23 protein-coding genes are annotated in these 23,805 nt (G+C 71.8%); 11 read left to right on the top strand and 12 right to left on the bottom strand.

Annotation, left to right across the window (positions count from 1 at the left end):
* Positions 1 to 9 precede the first annotated feature (9 nt).
* On the top strand, positions 10 to 792 hold the full coding sequence (locus ACIPSE_RS23280; RefSeq protein ID WP_401665204.1) for an SDR family NAD(P)-dependent oxidoreductase: 783 nt from the start codon (positions 10 to 12) through the stop codon (positions 790 to 792).
* Between the two features lie 115 nt (positions 793 to 907).
* Positions 908 to 1,603: a L,D-transpeptidase family protein gene (locus ACIPSE_RS23285; protein WP_401665205.1), complete on the top strand. Its 696-nt coding sequence runs from the start codon at positions 908 to 910 to the stop codon at positions 1,601 to 1,603.
* Between the two features lie 125 nt (positions 1,604 to 1,728).
* Here ACIPSE_RS23285 and ACIPSE_RS23290 read toward each other — a convergent pair whose 3' ends face one another.
* The 3 genes from ACIPSE_RS23290 to ACIPSE_RS23300 form a co-directional block, all read right to left on the bottom strand.
* A complete protein-coding gene (locus tag ACIPSE_RS23290) occupies positions 1,729 to 2,148 on the bottom strand; it encodes a hypothetical protein (protein ID WP_401665206.1) in 420 nt (139 codons plus the stop codon).
* A gap of 141 nt (positions 2,149 to 2,289) precedes the next feature.
* Positions 2,290 to 3,096, bottom strand: coding sequence for a sensor histidine kinase (locus tag ACIPSE_RS23295; protein WP_401665207.1), 807 nt, complete (start codon positions 3,094 to 3,096; stop codon positions 2,290 to 2,292).
* Positions 3,093 to 3,338, bottom strand: a complete 246-nt coding sequence (locus ACIPSE_RS23300; protein WP_401665208.1) for a hypothetical protein — start codon at positions 3,336 to 3,338, stop codon at positions 3,093 to 3,095. Before ACIPSE_RS23300 ends, ACIPSE_RS23295 begins: the two co-directional genes overlap by 4 nt.
* A 192-nt stretch (positions 3,339 to 3,530) precedes the next feature.
* On the opposite strand from ACIPSE_RS23300, the gene ACIPSE_RS23305 reads away from it, so the two are divergent.
* Genes ACIPSE_RS23305 through ACIPSE_RS23320 form a run of 4 tightly spaced genes read left to right on the top strand, consistent with a single transcriptional unit; the run spans position 3,531 to position 10,172 of the window.
* Positions 3,531 to 6,419: an AfsR/SARP family transcriptional regulator gene (locus ACIPSE_RS23305; protein WP_401665209.1), complete on the top strand. Its 2,889-nt coding sequence runs from the start codon at positions 3,531 to 3,533 to the stop codon at positions 6,417 to 6,419.
* A 57-nt stretch (positions 6,420 to 6,476) separates the two neighbouring features.
* Positions 6,477 to 6,797, top strand: coding sequence for a hypothetical protein (locus ACIPSE_RS23310; RefSeq protein WP_401665210.1), 321 nt, complete (start codon positions 6,477 to 6,479; stop codon positions 6,795 to 6,797).
* A 10-nt stretch (positions 6,798 to 6,807) separates the two neighbouring features.
* Entirely contained in the window at positions 6,808 to 8,694 is a 1,887-nt protein-coding gene (locus ACIPSE_RS23315; protein ID WP_401665211.1) for a RiPP maturation radical SAM C-methyltransferase, read from the top strand.
* A gap of 5 nt (positions 8,695 to 8,699) precedes the next feature.
* Positions 8,700 to 10,172 (top strand): S8 family serine peptidase, encoded by a 1,473-nt coding sequence (locus ACIPSE_RS23320; protein ID WP_401665213.1) that lies wholly within the window; start codon positions 8,700 to 8,702, stop codon positions 10,170 to 10,172.
* 50 nt (positions 10,173 to 10,222) lie between these two features.
* On the opposite strand, the gene ACIPSE_RS23325 is transcribed toward ACIPSE_RS23320, so the two are convergent.
* Complete coding sequence (locus tag ACIPSE_RS23325) at positions 10,223 to 10,972, bottom strand: hypothetical protein (protein ID WP_401665214.1); 750 nt, start codon at positions 10,970 to 10,972, stop codon at positions 10,223 to 10,225.
* Positions 10,973 to 11,130: 158 nt separating this feature from the next.
* On the opposite strand from ACIPSE_RS23325, the gene ACIPSE_RS23330 reads away from it, so the two are divergent.
* A complete protein-coding gene (locus ACIPSE_RS23330; protein WP_401665215.1) occupies positions 11,131 to 11,796 on the top strand; it encodes a response regulator in 666 nt (221 codons plus the stop codon).
* A 15-nt stretch (positions 11,797 to 11,811) separates the two neighbouring features.
* Here ACIPSE_RS23330 and ACIPSE_RS23335 read toward each other — a convergent pair whose 3' ends face one another.
* The 4 genes from ACIPSE_RS23335 to ACIPSE_RS23350 are packed head-to-tail and all read right to left on the bottom strand — an operon-like array spanning position 11,812 to position 16,289.
* Complete coding sequence (locus tag ACIPSE_RS23335; protein WP_401666057.1) at positions 11,812 to 13,014, bottom strand: Gfo/Idh/MocA family protein; 1,203 nt, start codon at positions 13,012 to 13,014, stop codon at positions 11,812 to 11,814.
* Positions 13,015 to 13,028: 14 nt separating this feature from the next.
* Positions 13,029 to 14,372, bottom strand: coding sequence for an ABC transporter substrate-binding protein (locus ACIPSE_RS23340; protein WP_401665216.1), 1,344 nt, complete (start codon positions 14,370 to 14,372; stop codon positions 13,029 to 13,031).
* Positions 14,373 to 14,382: 10 nt separating this feature from the next.
* Positions 14,383 to 15,306, bottom strand: coding sequence for a carbohydrate ABC transporter permease (locus ACIPSE_RS23345; protein WP_401665218.1), 924 nt, complete (start codon positions 15,304 to 15,306; stop codon positions 14,383 to 14,385).
* A 17-nt stretch (positions 15,307 to 15,323) separates the two neighbouring features.
* Positions 15,324 to 16,289 (bottom strand): carbohydrate ABC transporter permease, encoded by a 966-nt coding sequence (locus tag ACIPSE_RS23350; RefSeq protein WP_401665219.1) that lies wholly within the window; start codon positions 16,287 to 16,289, stop codon positions 15,324 to 15,326.
* Between the two features lie 172 nt (positions 16,290 to 16,461).
* Here ACIPSE_RS23350 and ACIPSE_RS23355 point away from each other — a divergent pair, with 172 nt between their 5' ends.
* Positions 16,462 to 17,625: an ROK family protein gene (locus ACIPSE_RS23355; protein ID WP_401665221.1), complete on the top strand. Its 1,164-nt coding sequence runs from the start codon at positions 16,462 to 16,464 to the stop codon at positions 17,623 to 17,625.
* Between the two features lie 161 nt (positions 17,626 to 17,786).
* A complete protein-coding gene (locus ACIPSE_RS23360; RefSeq protein WP_401666104.1) occupies positions 17,787 to 17,951 on the top strand; it encodes a hypothetical protein in 165 nt (54 codons plus the stop codon).
* 33 nt (positions 17,952 to 17,984) lie between these two features.
* On the opposite strand, the gene ACIPSE_RS23365 is transcribed toward ACIPSE_RS23360, so the two are convergent.
* Entirely contained in the window at positions 17,985 to 19,373 is a 1,389-nt protein-coding gene (locus tag ACIPSE_RS23365; protein WP_401665222.1) for a S1 family peptidase, read from the bottom strand.
* A 97-nt stretch (positions 19,374 to 19,470) separates the two neighbouring features.
* Positions 19,471 to 20,499 carry a hypothetical protein gene (locus tag ACIPSE_RS23370; RefSeq protein ID WP_401665224.1) on the bottom strand — a complete coding sequence of 343 codons (1,029 nt, stop codon included), beginning with the start codon at positions 20,497 to 20,499 and terminating at the stop codon, positions 19,471 to 19,473.
* Between the two features lie 123 nt (positions 20,500 to 20,622).
* Here ACIPSE_RS23370 and ACIPSE_RS23375 point away from each other — a divergent pair, with 123 nt between their 5' ends.
* The gene (locus ACIPSE_RS23375; protein WP_401665225.1) at positions 20,623 to 21,006 is read left to right on the top strand and encodes a PPOX class F420-dependent oxidoreductase; all 384 of its coding nucleotides are present in this window, start codon (positions 20,623 to 20,625) and stop codon (positions 21,004 to 21,006) included.
* Positions 21,007 to 21,034: 28 nt separating this feature from the next.
* Here the strand turns inward: ACIPSE_RS23375 and ACIPSE_RS23380 are convergent, their stop codons facing one another.
* The gene (locus tag ACIPSE_RS23380) at positions 21,035 to 21,478 is read right to left on the bottom strand and encodes a Zn-ribbon domain-containing OB-fold protein (RefSeq protein WP_401666060.1); all 444 of its coding nucleotides are present in this window, start codon (positions 21,476 to 21,478) and stop codon (positions 21,035 to 21,037) included.
* A 189-nt stretch (positions 21,479 to 21,667) separates the two neighbouring features.
* Positions 21,668 to 22,399, bottom strand: coding sequence for a TetR family transcriptional regulator (locus ACIPSE_RS23385; protein ID WP_401665227.1), 732 nt, complete (start codon positions 22,397 to 22,399; stop codon positions 21,668 to 21,670).
* Positions 22,400 to 22,610: 211 nt separating this feature from the next.
* On the opposite strand from ACIPSE_RS23385, the gene ACIPSE_RS23390 reads away from it, so the two are divergent.
* Complete coding sequence (locus tag ACIPSE_RS23390) at positions 22,611 to 23,696, top strand: substrate-binding domain-containing protein (protein WP_401665228.1); 1,086 nt, start codon at positions 22,611 to 22,613, stop codon at positions 23,694 to 23,696.
* The last annotated feature ends 109 nt before the right edge of the window (positions 23,697 to 23,805 follow it).

Below are 23,805 nucleotides of genomic sequence, written 5' to 3' on the forward strand. Positions count from 1 at the left end.
TTCGGCCGCATGACACGTTTCGAGGGGTACGCAGTCCTGATCACCGGCGCCGCACGCGGCATCGGCGCCGCCACCGCACGACGGTTCGCCGCGGAGGGCGCGCGCGTCCTGGTGACCGACGTGGACGGGGAAGCGGCCGAGATGGCGGCGGCGGGGCTGCGGGAGCGGGGCCTGACGGCCGAGGCGTACCGCTGCGACGTGGCGGACCGGGCGGCGGTCGAGGCGGCCGTCGCCCACGCCGTCGACACCTTCGGCGCCCTGGACGTCCTGGTCAACAACGCCTTCCACTGCTCGCCCGACGCCCCGCTCTTCGAGGACGGGTCCGACGACGCGTGGGCCGCCGACCTCGACATCACCCTCACCGGCGCCTACCGCTGCGCCCGCGCCGCCCTGCCCCACCTCGCGGCCTCCGGACGCGGCGCCGTCGTCTGCGTCGGCTCCGTCAACGGCCTCGCCGACTTCGGCAACCACGCCTACAGCGCCGCCAAGGCCGGCCTCGTCTCCCTCACCCGCACCCTCGCCGGGCACGCCGCCGCCCGGGGCGTCCGCGTCAACCTGGTCGCCCCCGGCACCGTGCGCACGGCCTCCTGGGAGGGCCGCGACGACGAGCTCGCCGCGTTCGCCGAGCTGTACCCGCTCGGCCGGGTCGGCGAGCCCGAGGACATCGCCGCCGCCGTCACCTTCCTCGCCTCCCGCGACGCCTCATGGATCACCGGCACGACCCTCGTCGTGGACGGCGGCATCACGACCGGCGACACCGGCTTCCGCGCCGCGCGCCGGGGCCCGGTGTGACCAGGCCGAACCTCACCGTTTGGTCACAGCCCCGAAAGCGGCACAACCGCCACCCCCGTCCGCCGGTCAAACAGGTGGATCACAGGGGAACAGACATGCACGGAAAGGGCCAGCCATGGGGGACATACGCAGACGAGGGGCCGTCGCCCTCGGGATCACCGGACTGATCGCACCGCTCACGCTGACGCTCGGCGCCGCTCCGGCGCAGGCCGCGTCGTGCACCACCCAGACCGGGCCGTACCAGAAGCAGGTCGAGAAGTTCCTCGGCCGGCCCGTCGACGGCAAGCAGTCCAGCGCCGACTGCAAGGCGATCCAGGCCTTCCAGAACAAGCACGGCATCACCCCGAACATCGGCTACGCGGGCCCCGTGACCTGGGGTGTGATGGACCTGATGCTCAAGCAGCGGGCCGTCGGCGACAACCCGAACAAGGCCGGCAAGTGCCCGGTGAACAAGGGCCGTATCGCCTGCGTCAACCTCACGCTCCAGCTCAGCTGGATCCAGGACGGCAGCCGCCTCGTCTACGGCCCGGTGCCGGTGCGCACCGGCCGCGACGGCTACGAGACCCGCACCGGCCTCAAGAAGATCTACTGGCGCGACATCGACCACGTGTCGAGCATCTACGACGTGCCCATGCCCTACAGCCAGTTCTTCGACGGCGGCCAGGCCTTCCACTCGGTGAACCTCAGCATGTGGAACCCGCCCGGCTCGCACGGCTGCACCAACATGACCAAGACGGACGCCAAGAAGTACTGGTCGCTGCTGAAGAAGGGCGACGACGTCTACATCTACGGCCGCAAGCCGGGCACCTGAGCGGTACCCGGCCGCCTCCCGCGCACGCCCGCGTCCCGCCCCGCCACGGCGGCGGGACGGGACACGGACTCCCCCGGTGACAGTGGTCGCGGGTGGGATGCGGCAGCACGTTCACCGCGGGCCGGTCACAGCAGGACGTTCACCGTGCCGACGTTGACGTAGCCGCCCAGCGGCGCGGCGCCGCCGGCCTGGGTGCGGAAGCCGAGCGAGGCCACGACGGCGTAGGTGCGTCCGGCCTGGAGCTCGGTCAGGACGATGTCGTGCCGGTAGTCCGGGGTGCCGTTCAGGGCCAGCACCTGGGACGGCGACGGCTTGTTGAAGTCGTGCGGGCCGCCGATCTCGTCGACGCTGACGTGCACGACCCAGCTCCCCGCGAGCAGCGGCACCAGGAAGCCGGTGAGGTTCCACTCGATGCGGACGGTGATCGGCGTGCCCTTGTTGACGACGTCGGCAGGGTTGCCGCCGGGGTCGAGCACGATCGCGCTGATCCGACCGTCTAGCGCGGTCGTCGGTACGGGAAGTGACTGGAAGGTTCCAGAGGCCATGAGCTGACTCCTAGTGGGTGACGGGCCGTTGTCGGCCGTCACCCAAGGTGCGGTGCCCGCGGCGCCGGGAGCAGAGGCCGCGGTCCTGACCCGCCCGGGACGCCGTCCCGGGACCGGCGGGCCGGGCGCGGCACGGCCCCGTCACGGCAACGGCACCCGCACCCGGAGCTCCGTACCGCGCCCCGGCGCCGTCCGTACCCGCAAGGTGCCGCCCACCGCCTCGGCACGGCGCCGGATCGAGGTCATGCCCACCCCGGCCGGGGCATCGCCCAGCCCGCGTCCGTCGTCCGCGACGGTGACCACCAGACGGTGGCGCCGCGCGGCCAGTGAGACCGTGGCGTGCCGGGCGTCCGCGTGCCGTACGACGTTCGTCAGGGACTCCGTGACGATCCGGTACACGGCGGCTTCGACCGGGCGGGGCAGGGCGGGCAGCACGGAGACCACGACCTCGACGTCCGTCGTGGGCGGCACACGGCCGGCGTGCGCGCGCAATGCCTCCACCAGCCCCAGTTCCGCCACGGCCGCGGGCGGCAGCGCCTCCACGAGCCGGCGCACCTCCGCCACCGCGTGCGACACCTCGACGCCGATCCGGGCCAGCACGGTGCGCTCCGCGTGCAGATCCCGGGCACCCAGCAGATCCGACAGCGCCGCGACGCCCAGCCCGATGCCGCACAGCAGCGGACCGAGGCCGTCGTGCAGGTCGTGCCGCAGCCGTGTGCGCTCCACCTCGACGGCCCGCCGCACCACGGCATCGGACCCGCCGGGAGCCCGGAGCGCATGACGGCGCGGGCGCATCGGGTCTCGGCTCGGGAACGGCCGGCGCAGCCACGGCAGCACCGCACACACCACCCCCACGCCGTACAGCCCGAGCGCGACGAGAGCCGGGCCGGGCAGCCACAGGGCGACGGCGGCCAGCCAGACCTGTGCGCCGAGCACCAGCCCCGTCATGGCGCCGTGCGCGGATACGCGGCCAGGACCTGCCGCAGGGCCCACCGCATCCGGGGCACCGCGATCTCGGGGCGGTCGCCGTACGCCCGCGCGAGGACACCCGCGCAGCCGCGACTGCCGCCGTGGTCGAGGATCGCCTGCCGGACCGCCGCGGCGATCTCGGACCTGCTCGGTTCGGCGCCCGTCCTGATGCCGCTGCTGAACAGGGCCTCGGCACGGGCGGCGGTCAAGGGGTCGGACATGGGTGTCACCGGTTCCCTTCTGCTTCCTCAGGAGATGGCCGGGGCGGCCGGCCGGGGTCCGGTGGACCGGGTTCTCCGCCCCTGTGGCCATGCTCGGGAGCCGGGTTGCAGCGGCCGCTGCATTACCCGCTGCACTCCTCGCGGGTTCGGCGCTAGCGTGACGGGCAGGCACCGGGTGAGGTGGGGGCCGTCATGACAGTGCCGGCAGGACGGGACACACGGACCGCACTGCGGTTCCAGCTGCTCGGCCCGCTGCGGGCCTGGCGCGGGACGGCCGAGGTGGATCTCGGTCCGATGCAGCAGCGGGTGGTCCTCGCCGTCCTGCTGCTGCACGCCGACCGTCCGCTGAGCAGGGACCGCCTGGTCGACGCCGTCTGGGGACGGGCCGTGCCCGCCCGAGCCACCAACCTCCTGCAACGTCATGTGTCCGGGCTCCGTCGGGTCCTGGAACCCGAACGTCCGCCCCGCGCTCCGTCGGGCCTGCTCACCTGGACCGAGGCCGGATATCTGCTGACCCCCGGACCGGGGCTGCTCGACGTACGGGACTTCGACCGGCTCGTCGGCCGCGCGCACGCCGCCCGCGGCCGGGGCGACGCGGCCGTTGTCGCCGACGCCCTGCATCGCGCGCTCGGCCTGTGGCACGGACGCCTCTGCGAGGGCATGGCGAGCCCGTTCCTGGACGCGGAACGGGAGCGGCTGGCGCAGCGGCGCCTCGACGTGCTGGAGGAGCGCGTCGAGATCGACCTCGCGCTCGGCGACGACCTCGGCATGGATCTCGTGGGCGAGACCCGCCAGTTGACCGATGACCATCCACTGCGCGAGGGGCTCCACGCCCTGCACATGCTCGCGCTGCACCGCGCCGGACGGCAGGCCGAGGCCCTCGCCGCCTTCGGCGCCGCCCGCCGGCTGCTGCGGGAGGAACTGGGCGTCGAGCCGGGCAGGAGGCTGAGGCAGGTGCACGCCCGCATCCTCGCCGTCGACCCCGGGCTCGACACCGCGCCCCCGCGACGCACCCCCGGGCGGATCGTCACGCCCGCCCAGCTCCCGCACGCCGCCGCCGGGTTCGTCGGACGCGAGGAGGCACTCGATCGTCTGAACGTGTTCCTGCCGGCCGGCCCGGCGCCCGCCGGCCCGAGCGGCACGGTCGTCATCTGGGCGATCGCCGGTACCGCGGGCGTCGGCAAGACCGCTCTGGCCGTGCACTGGGCCCACCAGGTACGCGACCGCTTCCCCGACGGCCAGCTCTACGTCAACCTCCGCGGCTTCGACCCGTCCGACCGCGCCGTACGGCCCGACGAGGCGATCCGCGGCTTCCTCGACGCCCTCGGCGTGCCCCGTGAACGGATCCCCCTCGACCAGGACAGCCGTACCGGCCTGTACCGGAGTCTGCTGGCCGACCGGCGGGTACTGATCCTGCTCGACAACGCGGCGGACGCCGACCAGGTACGCCGACTGCTCCCCGGGTCACCCGACTGCCTCTGCCTCGTCACCAGCCGCAACCGGCTCACCGGTCTGATGGTCACCGACGCCGCCCGCCCGCTCGGCCTGGGGCTGATGTCCCGGGCCGAGGCGGAGGACCTGCTGAGCAACCGGATCGGCGTCGGGCGGGTGGCCGCCGCGCCGGACGCCGTGGCCGACATCGTCGCCTCCTGCGCCCGGCTGCCACTGGCCCTGGCCGTGGTCGCCGCCCACGCCGCCGCCCACCCGCAGCTCCCGCTCGACGTGATCGCCAAGGAACTGCACACCTGTGGCAGCGCGTTGGACCTGCTCGACGGCGGCGACGACACCACCGACGTCCGCAAGGTCTTCTCCTGGTCCTGCCGAGGGCTGAGCCCGCAGGCCGCCCGGCTGTTCCGGCTGCTCGGCCTGCACCCGGGACGCGACTTCGGCGCCGCAGCGGTCGCCGGGCTCGCGGGACTTCCCCCGGAGGGAGTGCGAACCCTCCTCGCCGAGCTCACCGAGAGCCACCTGCTGACCCGGTCCGGTTCCGGCCGCTGGGAGTTCCACGACCTGCTGCGCAGCTACGCCGGGGAACTGGCCCACGCCCACGAGCCGCCCCCGGAGCGCGAGGCGGCGGTGCGGCGACTGGTGGACCACAGTCTGCACAGCGCCTACCGGGCGAGCCTCCACCTCGTGCCGGTCCGCGACGACCCCATCACTCTCACGCCCGCGCGGCCACCGGTCACGGGGGAGCGTTTCGACAGTCACGAGGCCGCCCTGAGCTGGTTCGGCGAAGAGATCGCGGCGCTGATCGCGGTCCAACGCCTGGCGTCGGCAGCCGGGTTGGACACGCAGGCCTGGCAACTGGCCTGGACGCTGCGGCCGTACCTCGACCGGCGCGGCCACTGGCAGGACGCGGAGACCGTGTACGGGCGGGCGGTGGAGTCGGCCCGGCGGGCGGAGAGCCTTCCGGGGCGGGCGGTGAGCCACGGCTGCCTGGCGATTGCGTACATGCGGCTCAGCAGGTATGAGGACGCCGACACCCACATTCGGCATGCGGCAGACCTGTACGAACGGCTCGGCGACCCGCTCGGCCAGGCGCATTCCCATCGGATGCTGGCCTGGCTCGGGGACCTTCGGGGAGAGTACGAGCCCGCGCTCCTCCACGCGCGGCTGGCCCTGGACTTCTTCCGGACAGCGGGTCACCGCTCGGGCCAGGCACGCGCGTTGAACGCGCTGGGCTGGTTCTGCTCACGCCTGGGCCGCCATCAGGAGGCCCTCGTCCACTGCCGGCAGGCCCTCGCGCTGCACGAGGAGGCCGGGGACGGCTTCGCCCAGGCAGACACCTGGGACAGCCTCGGCCATGTGCACCAGGACCTGCGCCGGTTCGACCGGGCGGCGGACTGCTACGGCAGGGCGCTGGCGATCTACCGAGAGATCGGCGACCGCTACAACGAGGCGGACACGCTCTGTGCGCTGGGCGATCTGCGTCGCGAGGAGGGCGATCCGGCCGGAGCCGCGCGAGCCTGGCGGAGGGCACTGGACCTGCTGGAGGAACTCGGTCACCACAAAGCGACGGAGATACGCGCCCGCCTCGCGGCCCAAACGGAGTCCGGCCCTCTGGAAAGACCGGCCACTTGACGAGAGGAAGGGCGCTCGCCAGACTCCCGGGCATTCCACTGGGCGCACGTTCCGTGCGTGTCGATCGACGGGAACCCCATGACAGAGCAACCGCTGCACTGGGAAGACGTCAAGGAACTGGGATTGACGTTGCGGGTGTTGGAGCCGTTATTCACCACGGAGAACAAAGAGGCACTGTCACTGGTTTTCGCGGCAGCCGCCAGGAATCTCTGCGGAGAACGCTCCGTGGCCGGATTCGACGTGAGCTTCATTGCCGGCAAGGAGCCGGAGCAGGGGAGTCAGCTCTTCAAGATCTCTGAGCTTTTCCGAGGGGATCCGAAGGCCGGGCCCGACGGGCGGGACACCTACCCGCGGACCTCCGAACCCCACGAGAAGTAGCCGGACCGCCATGCCGAGCGCTCCCGTCCCGCGGCGCGGCCCGGCGCCGGTCCTCCTGGTGAGCATGCCGTTCATGGACGACCGCCGCCCCTCGCTCTCCCTGGGGCTGCTGGCGGCGGGCGCGCGGGCCCGCGGGTTCGACGTCGGTCTCCTGCACGCCAACCTGGACTTCGCGGCGCGTCTGGGAGTGGACCTGTACCGGCTGCTCGCCGACGGCTGCGGCTGCCAGCTCGGTGAGTGGCTGTTCGCACCGGAGGCCTTCGGCGCCGACGCGCCCGGCCCGGAGCACGCCTTCCTCGACGCGTACGCGGAGGGGGTCGCCCGCGACCACGCCCTCGACCCGGACACCCTGAGGGACACCCTGCTGCGGATCCGGCGCCACGACATACCCGCCTACCTCGACGCCCTCGTCGCCGCCCACCCCTGGGAGCGGATCGGTGTCGTCGGCTTCACCTCGACGTTCCAGCAGAGCACGGCGTCCTTCGCCCTGGCCCGCCGCCTCAAGGAGCGTCATCCGCACCTCTTCACCGTGTTCGGCGGCGCCAACTTCGATCCCCCGGCGGGCGAGGAGTACGTGCGGCGGCTGGAGTACGTGGACGCGGCCGTCGTCGGGGAGGGGGACCTGACGTTCCCGATGCTGCTGGAGGCGCTCTTCGGCGACGGCGACCTGACCGCCGTACCCGGACTCGCGCGGCGCGTGGACGGACACGTCGAGACCGGGGCGCCGGCGCCACCCGCCTGCCTGGACGACTCCCCGGTGCCCGACTACGACGAGTACTTCGACCACGCCGAGCGGCTCGGCCTGCTGCCCTTCACCGCGCGCCGCAACGTCCACCTCCCCATCGAGACGGCCCGCGGCTGCTGGTGGGGCCGGCGGCACCACTGCACGTTCTGCGGACTGAACGCGGACTCCATGGACTTCCGCTCGAAATCGGCCGACCGGGTCCTGGCGGAATTCGCCTGTCAGACCCGCCGATACCGCAGCTTCCGTTTCGAGGCGGTCGACAACATCCTCGATCCGCGATACCTGCGCACGGTCTTCCCCGAACTCGTGGAGAGCGGGGCGAGTTACGAAATCTTCTACGAGGTGAAAGCCAATCTCACCCGGCGGCAGATCGCATTGCTGGCGCAGGCCGGAGTCGTGCAGATCCAGCCCGGAATAGAGTCGCTGAGTTCCTCCGTGCTGCGCCTCATGCGCAAGGGGGTCACCGCCGCACAGAACGTCAATCTGCTGCGCTGGGCACAGCACTACGGAATTCACGCCACCTGGAACCTGCTGTGGGGTTTTCCCGGCGAGACCCGGCAGGACTGCTCCGACCAGGCCGCCGGACTGTGGCGGCTGGAGCACCTCAGACCACCGGAGAGCGCCGCCCGCCTCACCCTGGAGCGTTTCAGCCCGCTGTTCACCGACCGCGAGGGGATCCTGCGGGACCGCCGCCCCGATCCCAGCTACGCGCACATCTACCCCGCACGCCTCGACCTCGACCGGATCGCCTACTTCTTCCGCGGCACCCTCGACGGCGCCCTGCCCGACAGCGCCTACGCCTCCCTGCGGCAGGCCGCCGGCGACTGGCAGGACGCGTGGCGGGGCGACGGCGGGCCGCCCGTCCTCGAATACCGGCAGGCCCCGCACTACGTACAGATCCACGACACACGACGCAAGGCGACGGAAGGCACCTACCTCCTCGAAGGAGCCGCCGCCGACCTCTATCTCGCCTGCTGCGAGCGCCCCGTCACGCGCGCCGCGCTCGGCAGGAGATTCGGTGAGGGCGGCGCGGCGGAGGCGGTGGAACGTGCTCTGAAGGAATTCACGGAAGCCGGGCTCGTCCTGGAGGACGGTCCGCTGATCGTCGCGCTGGCCGTCCAGGCCGCCCGGCCTCGCTTCATCAGGAGTTGACGCACATGACCCCAGACCTCGACAGCCGACTGCCCGACCGGGTGTACGCCCACGCTTCCCCGCGGTCCATCGGCTCCACCTCGCTCTTCGACGCCGACCAGATCACCGTGGCCAACGCCACCCAGTTCATGTCACGGGAGAACGCCACCGACCGGGCCATCGATGTCCTCGGTCAGGAAGGCTTCGAGATCCTCGGACACTCCACGACCACGCTCCACATCGCCGGTCCGCCCGAGCTCTACCAGGATTTCTTCAGGACCACCCTCATCACGTCGAGTCAGGGGGTCATCTCACCGGGCGCGGCCCTGCCCTGGGGGACGTACCGCTACATCGACACACCCGACACCCGGCGCCGCGGCCTGATCGCCACCGAACGGGACGATCTCAGGGGCTTCCTGGAAGGAGTGGCGCTGGAGCAACCCGCCCTGCTCTTCTCGGACATCGGTCCCGCGCCGGAGCTGCCGTACTGGCACCTCACCCTCGACCAGGTCGCCGAACACCTCGGTGCCCGGGCGCTCCACGACGAGGGCCTCACCGGTGACGGCGTACGGCTCACCATGATCGACTCCGGATGGGAAGAACTCCCCTACTTCACCGAGCACAAGTACGCCGGAACCGTCGTCCTCGGACCCCAGGCCGCAAACGCGCACCGGGACGAGGAGGGGCACGGCACCAGCGAGTCGGCGAACGCGTTCAGCGTGGCCCCCGGGATCACCTTCACCATGGTCAAGGTCGGCGGGGCCAATCTCGTGGGGGCCTTCGAGGCGGCGCTCGGGCAGGACGAACTTCCCGACATCATCAGCATCAGCCTGGGCTTCCAGGCCAAACGCCAGCTGGCCGCCGACGACCTGGTCCTCTCGGCCAAGATAGCCCTCGCCGTCCTGGCCGGGGTCACGGTCGTCTGCGCCTCGGGCAACGGCCATCACGCCTTCCCCGGCCAGCATCCCGACGTCATCTCCGTCGGCGGGGTCCACCTGGACCGGAACGGCGAGGCCGAGGCGTCGGACTACGCCAGCGGATACGTCAGCGGCGTCTTCCCCGGCCGCACGGTCCCCGATGTGTCCGGCCTGGTCGGCATGCAGCCAGGGGCCGCGTACATCATGCTTCCCGCGCCGCCCGGGTCCGCGATCGACCGGCGACGTGCGGTGCCCGACGACGAGGACGGCGACGGTCGCCCCGACTGGGAGGGAGACGGAACCCTGCCCGACGACGGCTGGATCGTCGCCAGCGGCACCTCTGCCGCGGCCCCGCAGGTGGCGGGCGTGTGCGCGCTGCTGAAGCAGGCGTACCCCTCACTCACGCCCGACGGCCTGCGCCGTGCTCTGCAGAAAGGGGCCCGGGACGTGACGAGGGGAGTGAGCAACCCGGCCACCGGTGGCCGGGCCGGCGACGGCCCGGACGACGCGACCGGCTACGGCCTGGCCCGGGCGGACGAGGCGCTGCGGCATCTGCGCCGGCCCAGGGCGGCGTCAGGATGAGAGCGGCCGACGGGCGCCCCGCCGCCCATGGCGGGGCGCCCACCGCGGCCTCACCGCCCGCGCCCCGCCGCCTGCCTGCGCCACTCCACCCTGACCGCCTGCGTCAGATCGAACAGCGCCTGGGTGCGCAGCGCGTAGCGGCGGCCCGCCAGACAGACCAGCCAGGCCGACGCCCCCAGGGCGAGGGGCACGTACACGTCCTCCGCCATCGGCTCCGTGTGCCAGTGGCGCACCAGCACCAGGTTCGTGACGAGCACCGCCACGGTGTACAGGACGCTGGTCACCAGCAGCGCGGAGTGCGCCACCTCGTGCAGCCGGTGGGCCATCGCGACCGCGACGACGAACACGCCGGGCAGCAGCACCAGCAGCCCGCGCAGCACCACGGCGCGGTAGACCTCGGACGGCTCGGTGGGATAGTCACCGCTCCAGTAGCCGAGGCTCCCCATGCCCATCCAGGTGCAGAGGAGATCGAGCAGCCACAGCACGGCGACCCCCAGTGCCACGGTCAGCACGACGGTCGTGGTGCTCGGGGTGACCCGGGGCGCGGGCCCGGTCAGCCGGGTCACCTGGCCCGGTGGTCCGGCGGCGCGCCGGCAGTCGGCGTTCACCGACCGCTGGAGAAACGGCCAGCCCGCCACGACGAGCGTGAAGACACCCGCGGCGACGGCGGCGACCTGGTCGGCGTTGCTGGTGTGCAGCAGCAGCGTCAACGCGCCGGTCAGCAGCGGAGGGACGGCCTGAAGCAGGAGCGAGAGCCCCGGAGAGTCGGCGGTGGTCGTGGTCGGTGGATGGGCGGACATGACGCTCCCTCGGTTCGGGCACGGAGCCGGACATGGATGTCGCGCCATGCTCGGCCGCCCGGCGCGGCCCCGCCTGAGGCGTGTGTCCCGGGCCGGCCGGGCATCTCGCCCTTCGCGGCGGGAGGACCGGGGACCCGGGTGCGGCGAGGGGCGGCCGTATGAGTCCCGTTCGCGTCGTCATCGCCGACGACCACCCGATGTACCGCTACGGGCTCGCCACCGTCCTCACGGCGAGCCCGCACGTCGAACTCGTCGCCGAGGCCACGAACGGCGACGACCTCTGCGCGGCCGTCGACCGTGCCGGACCCGACGCCGTCGTCACCGATCTGTCCATGCCCGGACTCGACGGCACCGGCGCGATCCGCGCCCTGCTGGCCCGCCACCCCCGCCTCGGCGTCCTGGTGCTCACCATGCACGAGGACGCCGAGGCGCTGTTCGGCGCGCTGCGCGCCGGAGCCCGCGGCTATCTCGTCAAGGACGCCGACAGCGCCGAGATCGTGCGCGCGGTGCTCGCCGTCGCCGCGGGACAGGCGGTCTACGGGCCGACCGTGGCACGGCGGATCGTCGACTTCTTCACCGGCGCGCACCGGGACTTCGCGGCCCGCGCCTTCCCCGAACTCACCGAACGGGAGAGGGAGGTGCTGGACCTCGTGGCGCTCGGGGCGGGCAACCACCAGATCGCGCAGCGGCTGTTCCTGGCCGAGAAGACGGTCCGCAACCATGTGTCGGCGATCCTGACCAAACTCCAGGTCACCGACCGTGCCGCGGCCGTCGCCCGGGCCCGGGACGCGGGCCTGGACGGACGGCCCCGGCCCTCCGCGTGAGCACCCACCGGACGGTCACGCGGGGGGCGCGTCCCCGAAGTCCGGGATCGTGAGCCTGGCCCCGCCCTGCCGGGCGGACTCGTGCGCGATGATCCCCGGCAGGGTGTAGCGGGCGGCGACCCACGCGTTCACCGACGGCAGCGACCGGGTGGTGACGGCCGTGACGAAGTCGTCGACGAGGAAGTGGTGGCTGCCCTCGTGCCCGTTGTGCAGCTCGTCGAACTCCCTCGGCAGCCGCGCCCGGTCGTGCACCGGGGCCGAGCCGGAGGTGAACGCGGCCCGCAGGTCCGGTGCGATGTGCTGGAGCGAGGGGTCGTCGGGAGACAGGGTGGGCTTGGGTTCCAGGAGCTCGCTGATGTCCTTCACCCCGTTCTTGTCCTGCCACAGCGCGAAGGTGGCGAGCTGCTCCATGCTCGCCTCCGTCCCGAAGAAGCGGAACCGGGACTCCCGGATGTGGGAGGGGTAGCCGACCCGGCGGAACTCGTTCGTGCGGAACGAGCCGCCGCCGGCCACCTCGAACAGGGCGGTGGCGTTGGACACGTCGTTGTCGAACCGGCTGACCGAGCGGTCGAAGACCCCGTCGCCGCGGTCGTCCACCACGCCGATCGCGGACACGCTGACCGCATGGGTCTGCCAGGCGCCGAGCACGCCGCCCACCGAGTGCGTCGGGTAGAGCAGCGGGGGATAGGAGGCGGTCGACTTCCAGTCGTCGCCGCCGCTGTACCGGTACGCGTCGTAGAACCCGAGGTCCATGTCGTGGACGTAGTCGCCCTCGGCGTAGAAGAGCCGCCCGAAGGCGCCCTCGGCGATCTGGTTGCGGGCGTGCACGGTCGCCGGGTTGTACTGGCTGGTCTCACCCATCATGTAGGTCAGCCCGGTCGCCCGTACCGCCTCGATGATCGCGGCGATCTCCTCGGTGGTGATCGCCATCGGGACGGCCGAGTAGACGTGCTTGCCGGCGGCGAGGCCCTGGAGCACCAGCGGTCCGTGCGTCCAGCGCTGCGTGAAGACCGCGACCGCGTCGACGGCCTCCGACTCCAGCATCGCCTCGTACGACGGGAAGGTGCCGGCCAGCCCCTGGGCGTCGGCGAGCTGCCGGGCCCGCTCGGGGAGCAGATCGGTGACGTAGACGTCGCCGACTCCGGGATGGGCCTGGAACAGCGTCGCGAACTGGCCGGAGAACTGGCCGGCGCCGACGATGCCGAGGGAGAACGTCATGGAATGCATGCCTTTCACTGGCCGAGAAGGAAGTTGATCTGGTCGTTGGTCCTGGTCAGGCCGCTCACCGGCGCCCCGTTGGCGTACACGTCCTGCATGGCCGGGCGCATCAGCGCGTACACGTCCGCCGCGTAGTCCGCGATCGGGAAGGAGAAGGTCCTGGCGTGCTGCCGGTCGGTGACCGGTCCGGTGAACGCGGACACGTCGATGCCCTTCTTCCCGTACGCCGCGACGGCCGCCCGGGTGCCGTCGGGGGTCGCCGGGAAGACGATGCCGTACGAGCCGACGGTCTTCTGGCACGCGTCGGAGGCCAGATAGCGCACCCACCGGAGAGCGCCGTCCTTGTTGCGGGCGTTCTTGGTGACGGAGTCGGCGAGCCCGTTCATCATGGTCGCGCGCTTGCCGCTCGGGCCGACGGGGGTGAGGGCGGTGCCGACGTCGAGGCCCTTGGTGCCGTAGTACGTCGAGATCATCCAGGCGCCGTCGAAGGCGGTGGCCGCCCGGCCCGAGGCGACCTGGGCGTTGGCCGGGTTGGCGCCGTCGGTGTAGTCCGTGAAGGGCGCGAGGTAGCCCTTCCTCGCCAGGCCGAAGTACCAGTCGACGACGGACTGGAAGGTGTCGCTGTCGTACGCGTAGCGGTCGCCCCAGCGGGCCTTGTCCGTGTAGTTCCAGCCCGCCGACGCGGTGAACGGGCTCCAGGTGGTCTGCCCGTCGCTGTCGCCCGCGCCGCCGGTCGCCAGCCCGTAGGTTCTGACGTTGTCCTTGTCGAAGCCCGGTTCGTCGCCGCGGGTGCCGTTCTTGTCGACGGTCAGGTGCGCGATCGTCCTCTCGAAGGTTCCGCCGTCCTTCGGGTTCCAGGCGAGGGAGTTGAGCTGGTCCGCGGTGAGTCCGGCGTCCTCGGTCATCTTCCGGTTGTAGAAGAGGGCCACGGTGTCCCAGTCCTTCGGGGCGCCGTAGCGGTGGCCGTCCTGGCCCGTCCAGTTGGCGCCGAGCCCTGACTGGTAGGCGGCGTCGTCGATGCCGAGGCCGTCGAGCGGCTCCAGCACCTTGAGGTCGGCGAACTGGCCGAACTTCTGGATGTGGTCGGTGAACACGTCCGGCTCGGTGCCCGCGATGAAGCTCGCGGTGAGCTTGGTCCAGTAGTCCGCCCAGCCCAACTGCGTGATCTTCACGGTCAGTTCCGGGTTCTTCCGCTCGAACCCCTTCGCGCACGCCTGGTAGGCGGGCAGCTGGTTGGCGTCCCACAGCCAGTACGTCACCGTGTTCGCCCCCGACCCGGCGGCGCCCCCTTGCGCGCACCCGGAGACCAGGGACAGCGCCAGCGCCCCGACGAGCGACATGACGGTACGAATTCGCATCCCAGTCCCCTTACTTGACGCCCGTGAAGCTGATGGTGCTGACGATGCGGCGCGCGAACGCCCCGAAGAGGACCAGCATCGGAAGGGCCGCGATGAGCGTGGCCGCCATCAGGCCGGACCAGTCGTAGCCGCTCTGCGGGGTCTGTGCCCGGAAGATCGCGAGGGCCACGGTGAGCACCCGCGAACTGTCCGTGTACGACACCATCAGCGGCCAGAAGTAGTCGTTCCAGGAGGTGATGTACGTCAGTACGCCGAGGGTGAGGACCGGTGTCCACGCCATCGGCAGCATCACCCGGAAGAAGATCCGCACCTTGCCCGCGCCGTCCAGCAGGGCGGCTTCCTCGACCTCTCGGGGCACGTTCATGAAGAACTGCCGCAGGAAGAACACCGCGAACGGCGTCATGAACATCGTCGGCAGCGCGATGCCCAACAGGTTGTCCACCAGGCCGAGTTGCTTGATGAGGACGAAGTTCGGCAGCAGGGTGAAGATGGCCGGCACCATCAGTCCGGCCAGGAACAGCCCGAACACCTGGTCCCGGCCGCGCCAGCGCAGCCGGGCGAAGGCGTAGGCGGCCATGGCGGAGAAGAAGATCTGGCAGACGGTGATGAGCGTCGAGACGATCACCGAGTTGACGAGATAGCGCCAGAACTTCAGTCCGCCGCCCGATCCGCCCTGGGCGATCGCCTCCTCGGTGGACTGGAGGCCGAGCGCGCGCTCGAAGCCGCCGGTGGTGAGGCCGACGGGCAGCGGGTCGCCGGGGTGCGCGGCGAGCGCGGTGTTCGTGGACAGCGCGGTGCGCAGGATCCAGTAGAACGGCAGCAGTGTGATGAGCACGATCGCGGCCATCACCACCCAGGCGACGATCCTCCCGGGGGACGGGAGGCGCCTGGTGGGACGGACGGACGTGGATCCGGTGGCGGTCAAGGCGGCCATGTCGGTGTCTCCTTCCCTCAGCCCAGGTCCGTCTGACCGGCGCGGGTGATCCGGTACTGGAGCACGGTGATCGCGCTGAGCACCACGAGCAGCGCCACCGACATCGCGGAGGCGTAGCCGAACTGGAAGCGGCCGAACGCGGCGCCGTAGATGTAGAACTGGAGGACGTTCGTCGCGTTCGCGGGGCCGCCGTTGGTCGTCACGGCGACCGTGTCGAAGACCTGGAACGAGCCGATCACCGTCATGATCAGCACGACCGCGAGGACCGGCCTGAGCAGCGGCAGCGTGATCCGCCAGAACATGCGCCACTCGTTCGCGCCGTCCACCTTCGCCGCCTCGTACATGTCGTTCGGGATGGCCTGGAGCCCCGCGAAGAGCAGCAGGGCCGTGTAGCCCACGTGCCGCCACACGTTGATGAGGGCGATCGTCGGGACGGCCCAGGTCTCGTCGTTGAGGAACGGGATGCGGTCGAAGCCGAGTCCGGCGACGATCTCGTTGCCGATGCCGAGCTGGGTGTCCAGGATCCACAGCCAGACGATGCCCGCGACGACGTTCGACATCAGATACGGCGTGAGCACGATCCCGCGCAGCGTCGCCGACCGGGTCAGCCGCTGGAGCAGTACGGCGATGGCGAGCGCCGAGACCGTCTGCACACCGATGTTGATGACCACGTACACGACGGTGACCCGCAGCGAGTCCCAGAAGATGGGGTCGTGGACCATCCGGTCGTAGTTGTCGAGGCCCACCCACTCGGCGGGGGTCAGCAGGTTGAAGCGGGTGAAGCTCAGATACACGCCCCGCAGCGTCGGCCACAGCAGGAAGGCCAGGAAGCCCAGCAGGGCGGGGGCGAGGAACACCGCCGCCAGCCGGCCGTCACCGCGTCCCTCGCCGGTCCTCGCCTTCCGTGTCCTCGATGTCGTCCGGGCCCCCCGCGCGCCGCTCAGCGGCAGACGCGACGGTGGGCTGCTGGAGGCGATGGTCATCAGAGACTCCCTCGTCTGCGCGGCTCTCGTCCTCAGGCCACTTACTTTTGCGGCGGAAGAATTGATGCGTCAAGAGGTAGGTGAACATCTTTTACGAGCCGCATCTGACCCCATGGATTGGTCACGTTGGTTCCGTGGCAAAATAAATATCCAGGGAGGGAGACTGACCCCTATGACCTCAGCAGCCGCCAGCTGGCATCCACTGAGCCCCGGGGAACGCTCGGTGGCGATCGACGTGCTCGTCAACGGACCGCTCTCGCGCAGCGAACTCGCCCGGCGCCTCGACCTGTCCGCGGGCAGCCTCACCCGGCTGACGAAACCGCTCATCGAGTCGGGGCTGCTGATCGAGGTGCCCGAGGCGGGTGCCCCGGCCGAGGTGCGCACCGGACGCCCCTCGCAGCCCCTGGACGTCGTCGCCGACTCCCGCGCCTTCGTCGGCTTCAAGGTCACCGACGACATGGCCTACGGCGTCCTGACCACCCTGCGCAGCGAGATCGTCGCCCGCCACGACCGGCCCCTGACCACCCACGACCCCGCCCAAGTCGCCGACCTGCTCGCCGAGATGACCACCGAGCTCACCCGCGGCCACGGTGCGCGCGTCGCCGGGATCGGCATCGGCGTCGGCGGCCTCGTCCGGGCCCGCGCCGTCGTCGGGGAGTCACGGTTCCTGCACTGGCGGGACGTCCCGCTCGCCGAACTCGTCCAGGAGCGGACCGGGTTGCCCGTCGTCGTCGAGAACGACGTCGCCGCCCTCGTCGAGGCGGAGACATGGTTCGGCGCCGGACGCGGACTCGACCGCTTCGTCGTCCTCACCATCGGCGCCGGCATCGGCTACGGCCTCGTCCTCGGCGGGCGGCGCGTGCCCTACGCCGAGGAGGACCGCGGCTTCGGGACCCACTGGATCGTGAGTGCGGACGGCCCGCTCACGCCCGAGGGCGAACGCGGCAGCGCCGTCTCCCTGCTGACGATCCCCAGCATCCGCTACCAGATCCGGGCCGCCACCGGACACGACCACACCTACGAGGAGATCCTCGTCCTCGCCGCCGCCGGTGAACCCATGCCCGCCCGGGTCGTCGAGGAGGCGGCCCGCGCTCTGGGCATCCTGGTCGCCCAGATCGCCAACTTCGCGATGCCGCAGAAGATCCTGCTCGCGGGAGAGGGCGTCGGACTGATGGACGTCGCGGCCAAGACCGTCGAGGACACCGTCCGCGGCCGGCGCCATCCGCTCGCCGCGCCGATCGACCTGGAGACCAAAGTGTCCGATTTTCACGACTGGGCGCGGGGTGCCGCCGTCCTCGCGATCCAGGTGCTGGTGCTGGGCACCGCGGAGGCGTGAGGTCCGCCACGCGCCCTGGGGTCCAACTCCCTGGCCTGCGTGGATGGATGAGGACAGGGGCGTTCGAACGTACGGACGTGATCAGGGACACGGTCCGAAATGACCGTATTGCTCATACTTACTCACGCCGCCTTCACGCGGGGCGACGTATGCTTCACAGCATGTCCACCACTGTTGAATCGGCATCCGATAGATCGGCTGACGAGGTCAACGAGGAGATCCGGGCCCTGTGGCGCCGGTCGGGCGGGACACTGAGCGGCGAGCAGCGTGAGGAATACCGACGGCTCGTCCTGGAGTGGGCCGCCGCGGCCCCGCAGTCGGCCTGATCCCCTCGGCCCCCTCCTCGCCGCCCGTCCCCCTCAGCCCCACGTCGTCGAGTAGTACCTCTGATAGGCCTTGCGGTCCTGCTCCGTGCGGATGTACCGCGTGGCCACCAGCGCGATCAGACTGCCCCCGACCACCAGCAGCCCGGGACCGATGTTCCGGGCGTCCGTGAGCCGCGTCAGCAGCTCCGCTCCGTTCGTCCCGCCCTCCGTGGCCGGAGCCGCCGACCCCGGCGACGCGGCTCCGGGCGCCGCCGCCGCGGCCGACGCGGTGGCCGTCGGCGCGGGTGACGCGCTCTGCCGCCCCTGACCCGAACCGGCCTGCTGGGCCGACACGATGAGCTGGACGTTCAGCTCGCCGAGCGCCTTCGTCACCGGCTGGAAGAACGTCGTACCGCCCGTCGTGCAGTCGCCGCTGCCGCCCGACGTCACCCCGAGCGCGACCCCCTCGGAGAACATCGGGCCCCCGCTGTCACCCGGCTCGGCGCACACATCGGTCTCGATCAGACCGGTCACCGTGCCCTCCGGGTAGTTCACCGTGGCGTCGAGCGCCGTCACCGTCCCGTCGCGCAGGCCCGTCGTGCTGCCGCTGCGGAACACCCGCTGCCCGACCGCCGGATCGGCCGCCCCCGTGATGCGCACGCCGTTGCCGTCGCCGATCGCCACGATGTCGGCGCCGTCACCGGCCTTGCCGCCGTCGTACCGGATGAGGGAGAAGTCGGCGCCGGGGAAGTTCTGCACGGTCGTCGCCCCGAGCTGGGTCCGGGCGCGGTTGTCGGCGAACCACACCGAACCGGTGCCGCCGCAGTGCCCCGCCGTCAGGATGAAGTCGTTCTGCCCGTCCGTCACGTTGAACCCGGCCGAACAGCGCCCGCCCGTCGACAGGATGGGCTGCGCGCCGTTCAGGCGGGTCGTGAAGGTCCCCTCGCTGCGCTCCATGCGCACGAACCCCCCGATGTTCTCGGCCACCTGGGTCAGGGTGCTCCAGTCGGAGGCGGAGACCGTGCTGTCGCCCCGGACGATCACCTCGTTGGTCCGGTAGTCCACCGCCCACGCCGTCCCGGCCACCCGGGGCGCCGAACGCAGCGCCGCCGTGGCCGACTTGAGGTCGTCCATGCTGTACGGGACGACCTTGGCCTTGGCGCCCGCGTCCCGCACCTCCGACGCCGTCTCCGCGTCGGTCACCGCGACCACCGGCTTGCCGTCGGCGGCGATCCAGGTGCCCGCCGTGCGCGAGGTGCCCAGCTCCGACACCAGCGCGGAGCCCGTCTGCGCCGCCGATGCCGCTGTCGTACGCGGGAGTTGGGCTGTTCCCGAGGGCTCGCTCGCCACCGCACGGGTCACCATCGCCCCGCCGAGCAGCAGTCCGCCGACCGCGGCCAGCCGCGCCACTCGCCGGACCATCCGTCGTCGTGCGTGCCTCATGCCTGGCTCCCGAACCCCGAACGCGCGGCGGCAACACCGCGGGGCCCTCCGGTCGTCGAGCGCCCTCACCTCCATACGTGGCCGGAGCGCGGGGCGTTCAGCGGGACGACGGTGCCGCGTGGGTCCGGTCCCCGGCGCGGGGGCCGAGCAGCGCCCAGCTCTCCTCGTCGCCCCACACGGACGTGGGCCCCACGTACGGCCGCAGCAGCGCCACCAGTTCGGCATCGGGGCGGCCCGCCAGCACGTCGTCGGCGATCTTGCGGGCGATGCCGGCGAGGAAGTCCGCGAACTGGATCCGCGGGTCGTGGCCCGCCTGCACCAGCTCCATGCCGCCGAACCCGGCGCCCCTGCGCACGGCCGCCTCCTCGATCCAGGCGATCCGGTCCGGCGTCAGCATGTTCTGCCGGTCGTGGATCAGCCGCACCGTCCGGCCGCCCCGGCTCCAGTGCGCCGCCGTGTGCACGATCGCGGGCAGCATGGGGTTCAGCGCAGGGATCAGCGGATACCGCAGCTCCACCCGGGCCCGGTACGCCCCGGCCCGTGACCGGGCCCCGGCCAACCGCCCCAGTATTTCCGTGACGTGGGCACTCCCGGGGCCGTCCGTACGGCGGTCCGCGCGCCGCAGGGCGTCGAGCGCGCGGAAGAACGCCTCGACCGGGTCCGGCGGACCCCCCTCGCCCCGCACCCGCAGCAACCGGTTGGCCGCCGCGAGGAACGCGCCCCACTCCGGGTCCCCCACCTCCCGGCGCCCCCGCCGGTACAGGGCGCGCACGTCCGCCGTGTCGTCGAGGAGCAGGTCCACCGCCCGGTCGACGATCAGATACGCCTTCTCCGTCAGGTGCACATGGGCCCGGCCGTACAGCGGCCCCGAAGGCGCCAGCAGCGCTTCGAGCACCGGCCGGTGCTTCTCCCGCAGCAGATGGTTCGCCTTGTACTCGGTCGCCGGCGAGCGGATACGGCTCCGCAGTTCCAGGAGGTAGGCGGCGGCCACGTCCACGGGGACGTCCACACTCGCGTGCGCGAAGACGTCGGTGTTGCCGCCGGTGAGGTTCTCGCCGTCCGACCCCGATTCGTCGCAGCCGACCTCAAGAACATCCCGTACGTCGTCCTCGGTTCCTCGCGTCACTCCGCAGCTCCCGTCCGGTCCGCCACCTCCAGCATCCCCCCTGGGAAAGCCGGGGCGAAACGAATTCCGGGTGGGCGCGCACCTCGAGGGGCCGCCGGGCGTGGCGCTGCCTAGACTCCGGGCATGACGGACACGCCCCTGGACCGGCTCGGATCCGGCCAGTACCTGCTGATCACCAGCTACCGGAAGAACGGCACGGCGGTGCCCACGCCCGTATGGGTGGTCCGCGACGGGGACACGCTCTGCGTGTGGTCGGCGGCCGACGCCTGGAAGGTCAAGCGCATCCGGGCCCGCGCCGACGTCCTGGTCGGCCCCTGCGACCTGCGCGGCAACCCCACCGGCGACTCGGTGCCCGGCACCGCCGAGATCTGCGACCGGGAGACCAGCGCGCACATCCGGGGGCTCATCGCCCGCAAGTACGGCGTCATGGGCCGGCTCACCCTCTTCGGCAGCAGGCTGCGCCGCGGGGCGGACGGCAGCGTCGGCATCCGCGTGACGCTGACCTGACCGTGCGGGCAGGGAGCGTCAGTTCCCTTCAGCTCCAGGCGCGGTAGGGCTCGTCGACCAGCTGGAAGACGGGCTCGCCGCGCACCGGGTCCTTCGCGGCCGAGAGCCGGACCCGGTCGCCGCTGTGGATGCCGATGGGCGGGCCCATGACCCGGCCGCGCACCACGAAGCCCTCGGCCATCTCGATCATCGACACGTTGCGCGCGGCGGGCGTGTTGCGGTGCACGACGGTGGAGTGCCGGACCGTGCCCGTGCCCTCGCTGCGCTCCGTGCGCAGGTCGCCGCCCTGGCAGACCGGGCACAGCAGCCGGTGGAACATGGCGGTGCCGCACCAGGTGCAGCGCTGGAAGTACAGGGCGTCCCGGTCCTGGGCGGAGGGTTCCAGGACCCCGGTCGCCGAGCCGGACGCCTGGCCGAACGCCTGAGGGGCGCCGAACGCCTGAGGAGCAACGTTTCCTGAGTAGTGGTACACGCTGGTCAACTCCCTGCTCTCGGCCGGAAACCCACGTGCGCGGTCGGCCGTGCCACCGTGCACGCGGCACAGCGTATGACACTCAGTGTCACGCGTAAAGGTACCGCGTACCCTCAATCTCCGCGGCGCCCTCCGCTCGGCCCCACCCCTGCGGCCTGCCCCGCTCTGCGCGGCCCCGCTCCGGGGCCCTCACTTCTCCAGCGTGGCCTCGATCTGCTGGACCACCCGCCACAGCGGCGCGCCCCGGCGGGAGACGACGACCACGACGTCCTTGGGTTCCTCGGCGGGCCCGCCGTCCGGGGCCGGGCCGAGCGTGGACTGCACATAGCCGAGCGCGTGGTCCATCTCCGTGTGCACGTCGCCCTCGCCGTCCGCGCGCAGCCAGGACCGCAGCGCGTTGTTGTGCGCCGCGGCGACGGCCGCCGCGATCACGTCGGCCCGCAGTGAGCCGTCCGGCTGCCCGGCCAGACGTGCGCGCAGATGGTCGGCGAAAGCCCGCTCGTAGCGCCAGACCACGGACAGTTCGTAGGCGCGCAGGCCCGGCACCTGCTTGGTCAGCCGGTAGCGCTGCACGGAGAAGCCGGGGTTCTCGGTGTACATCCGCAGGACCAGCCGGACCGCCTCGCAGACCCGCCGGACCGGTTCCGCGGTGCCGTCCTCGGCGGCGAGGAACGCGGTCACGTCCGCCAGGCACCGCTCGTGGTCGGGGAAGACCACGTCCTCCTTGGAGGGGAAGTAGCGGAAGAACGAGCGCCGGCCGACCCCGGCGAGCGTCACGATGTCGTCGACCGTGGTCTGCTCGTACCCCCGCTCCAGGAAGAGCTGGAAGGCCGCCGCCACCAGGGCGTCCCGCATGGGCGGCTTCACCGGCGCCGCCTCCGACTTCTCGCCGCGGCGGGGCGGCGTGCTGCTGGAGCTCATGGACGGGAACGTAGCACTGGGGGAGCGGTATGGCACTCAGTGCGCCCTTGTGAGGGAACTGAGTGCGCATCCTGGTCGGCTCCGCCGGGATGCCCGTGCGTCACGCCCGACCGGTCCGCCCCTGGCTGAGCGTATTGATCGAAAGTGATCGATACGGCAGTGGGCGTAGAGTGACCGATGATCGTGTCCGGCCTCGCCCAGGGGGAATCCAATGCGCCTGCACGTCGACCAGCGACATGAGCGTGTGCTCGAACTCGTCCGGGAGCGGGGCAGCATCCGGGTCGCCGAACTCGCCGTCGAACTGGGTGTGTCCGCCGTGACCCTGCGGCGCGACGTGGAGGCGCTGGCGGCGCAGGGCAGGGTCCAGCGGCTGCACGGCGCGGTGGTGTGGCCCGGTGACGCCGAGTCCGAGGTCGCGCGGCGTCCCCCGGACACCGGGAACACCGTGATCGGAATGATCGTCCCGAGCACCCAGAACCTCTTCGCGGACATCGTGCACGGCGCCCGTGAGGCACTCGCCGCGCAGGGCGCCCGGCTGGTCCTCGGGGTGACGGGCTACGTCGAGTCCGAGGACGCCTCGCAGGCCGAGCACCTGGTCGCGGGCGGGGCGCAGGGGCTGCTCGTCGCGCCCAGCTGGTTCGGCGGCGTGCCCGAGGGCGGCCAGGAGAAGTGGCTGCTGGCTCATGACGTCCCCGCCGTCCTGGTCGAGCGCTCGGCGCCGCCCGGCAACCCGGCGGCGGTGCTCGACCGGGTGCGCACGGACCGGGCGCACGGAGCCGCGGTCGCCCTGAGCCACTTCGCCGCGCTCGGCCACCGCGAGGTAGCCGCCGTGCTCCAGGAAGGCCCGCACGCCGCGCAGATCACCGCGGGGTACGAGGCCGCCGTGCGCTCGCTCGGGCTGACCTCGGCCGCGCCGCTGGTGCGTGAGGTCGGCGACTACGACGCCTGCGTCGGCCACCTCGTCGAGGCGGTGAAGAAGCGGGGCGTCACCGCGGCCCTGGTGCACAGCGACGAGGACGCGATCGTGCTCGTGCCCCGGCTCCAGGCGAGCGGGATCGCGGTCCCCGACGACCTGGCGCTGATCGCCTACGAGGACGAGGTGGCCGCCCTCGCCGATGTCCCCCTCACCGCCGTGGCCCCGCCCAAGCGCGAGGTCGGCCGGCTGGCCGCCGAACTGCTCCTCCAGCGGCTCGCCGAGCGCCGCGAGGGCGGGGCTCCCGGTACCCGCCGCCACCTCGACCTGCTGCCGGAGCTGAGGGTCCGCTCCTCCTGCGGCGCCGGGCGCTCCCCGAGGTGAACTGAACCGATCGCTTCATGAGTGATGTGCGATCGTTTTGATTGTATTGGTCGAACGCTCTTGACTCTGATCGGTCATGCCCAAAAGATGTCCTGCGTCTGCCTCTTTC

Source organism: Streptomyces sp. NPDC090106, from assembly GCF_044747265.1.
Lineage (GTDB): Bacteria > Actinomycetota > Actinomycetes > Streptomycetales > Streptomycetaceae > Streptomyces.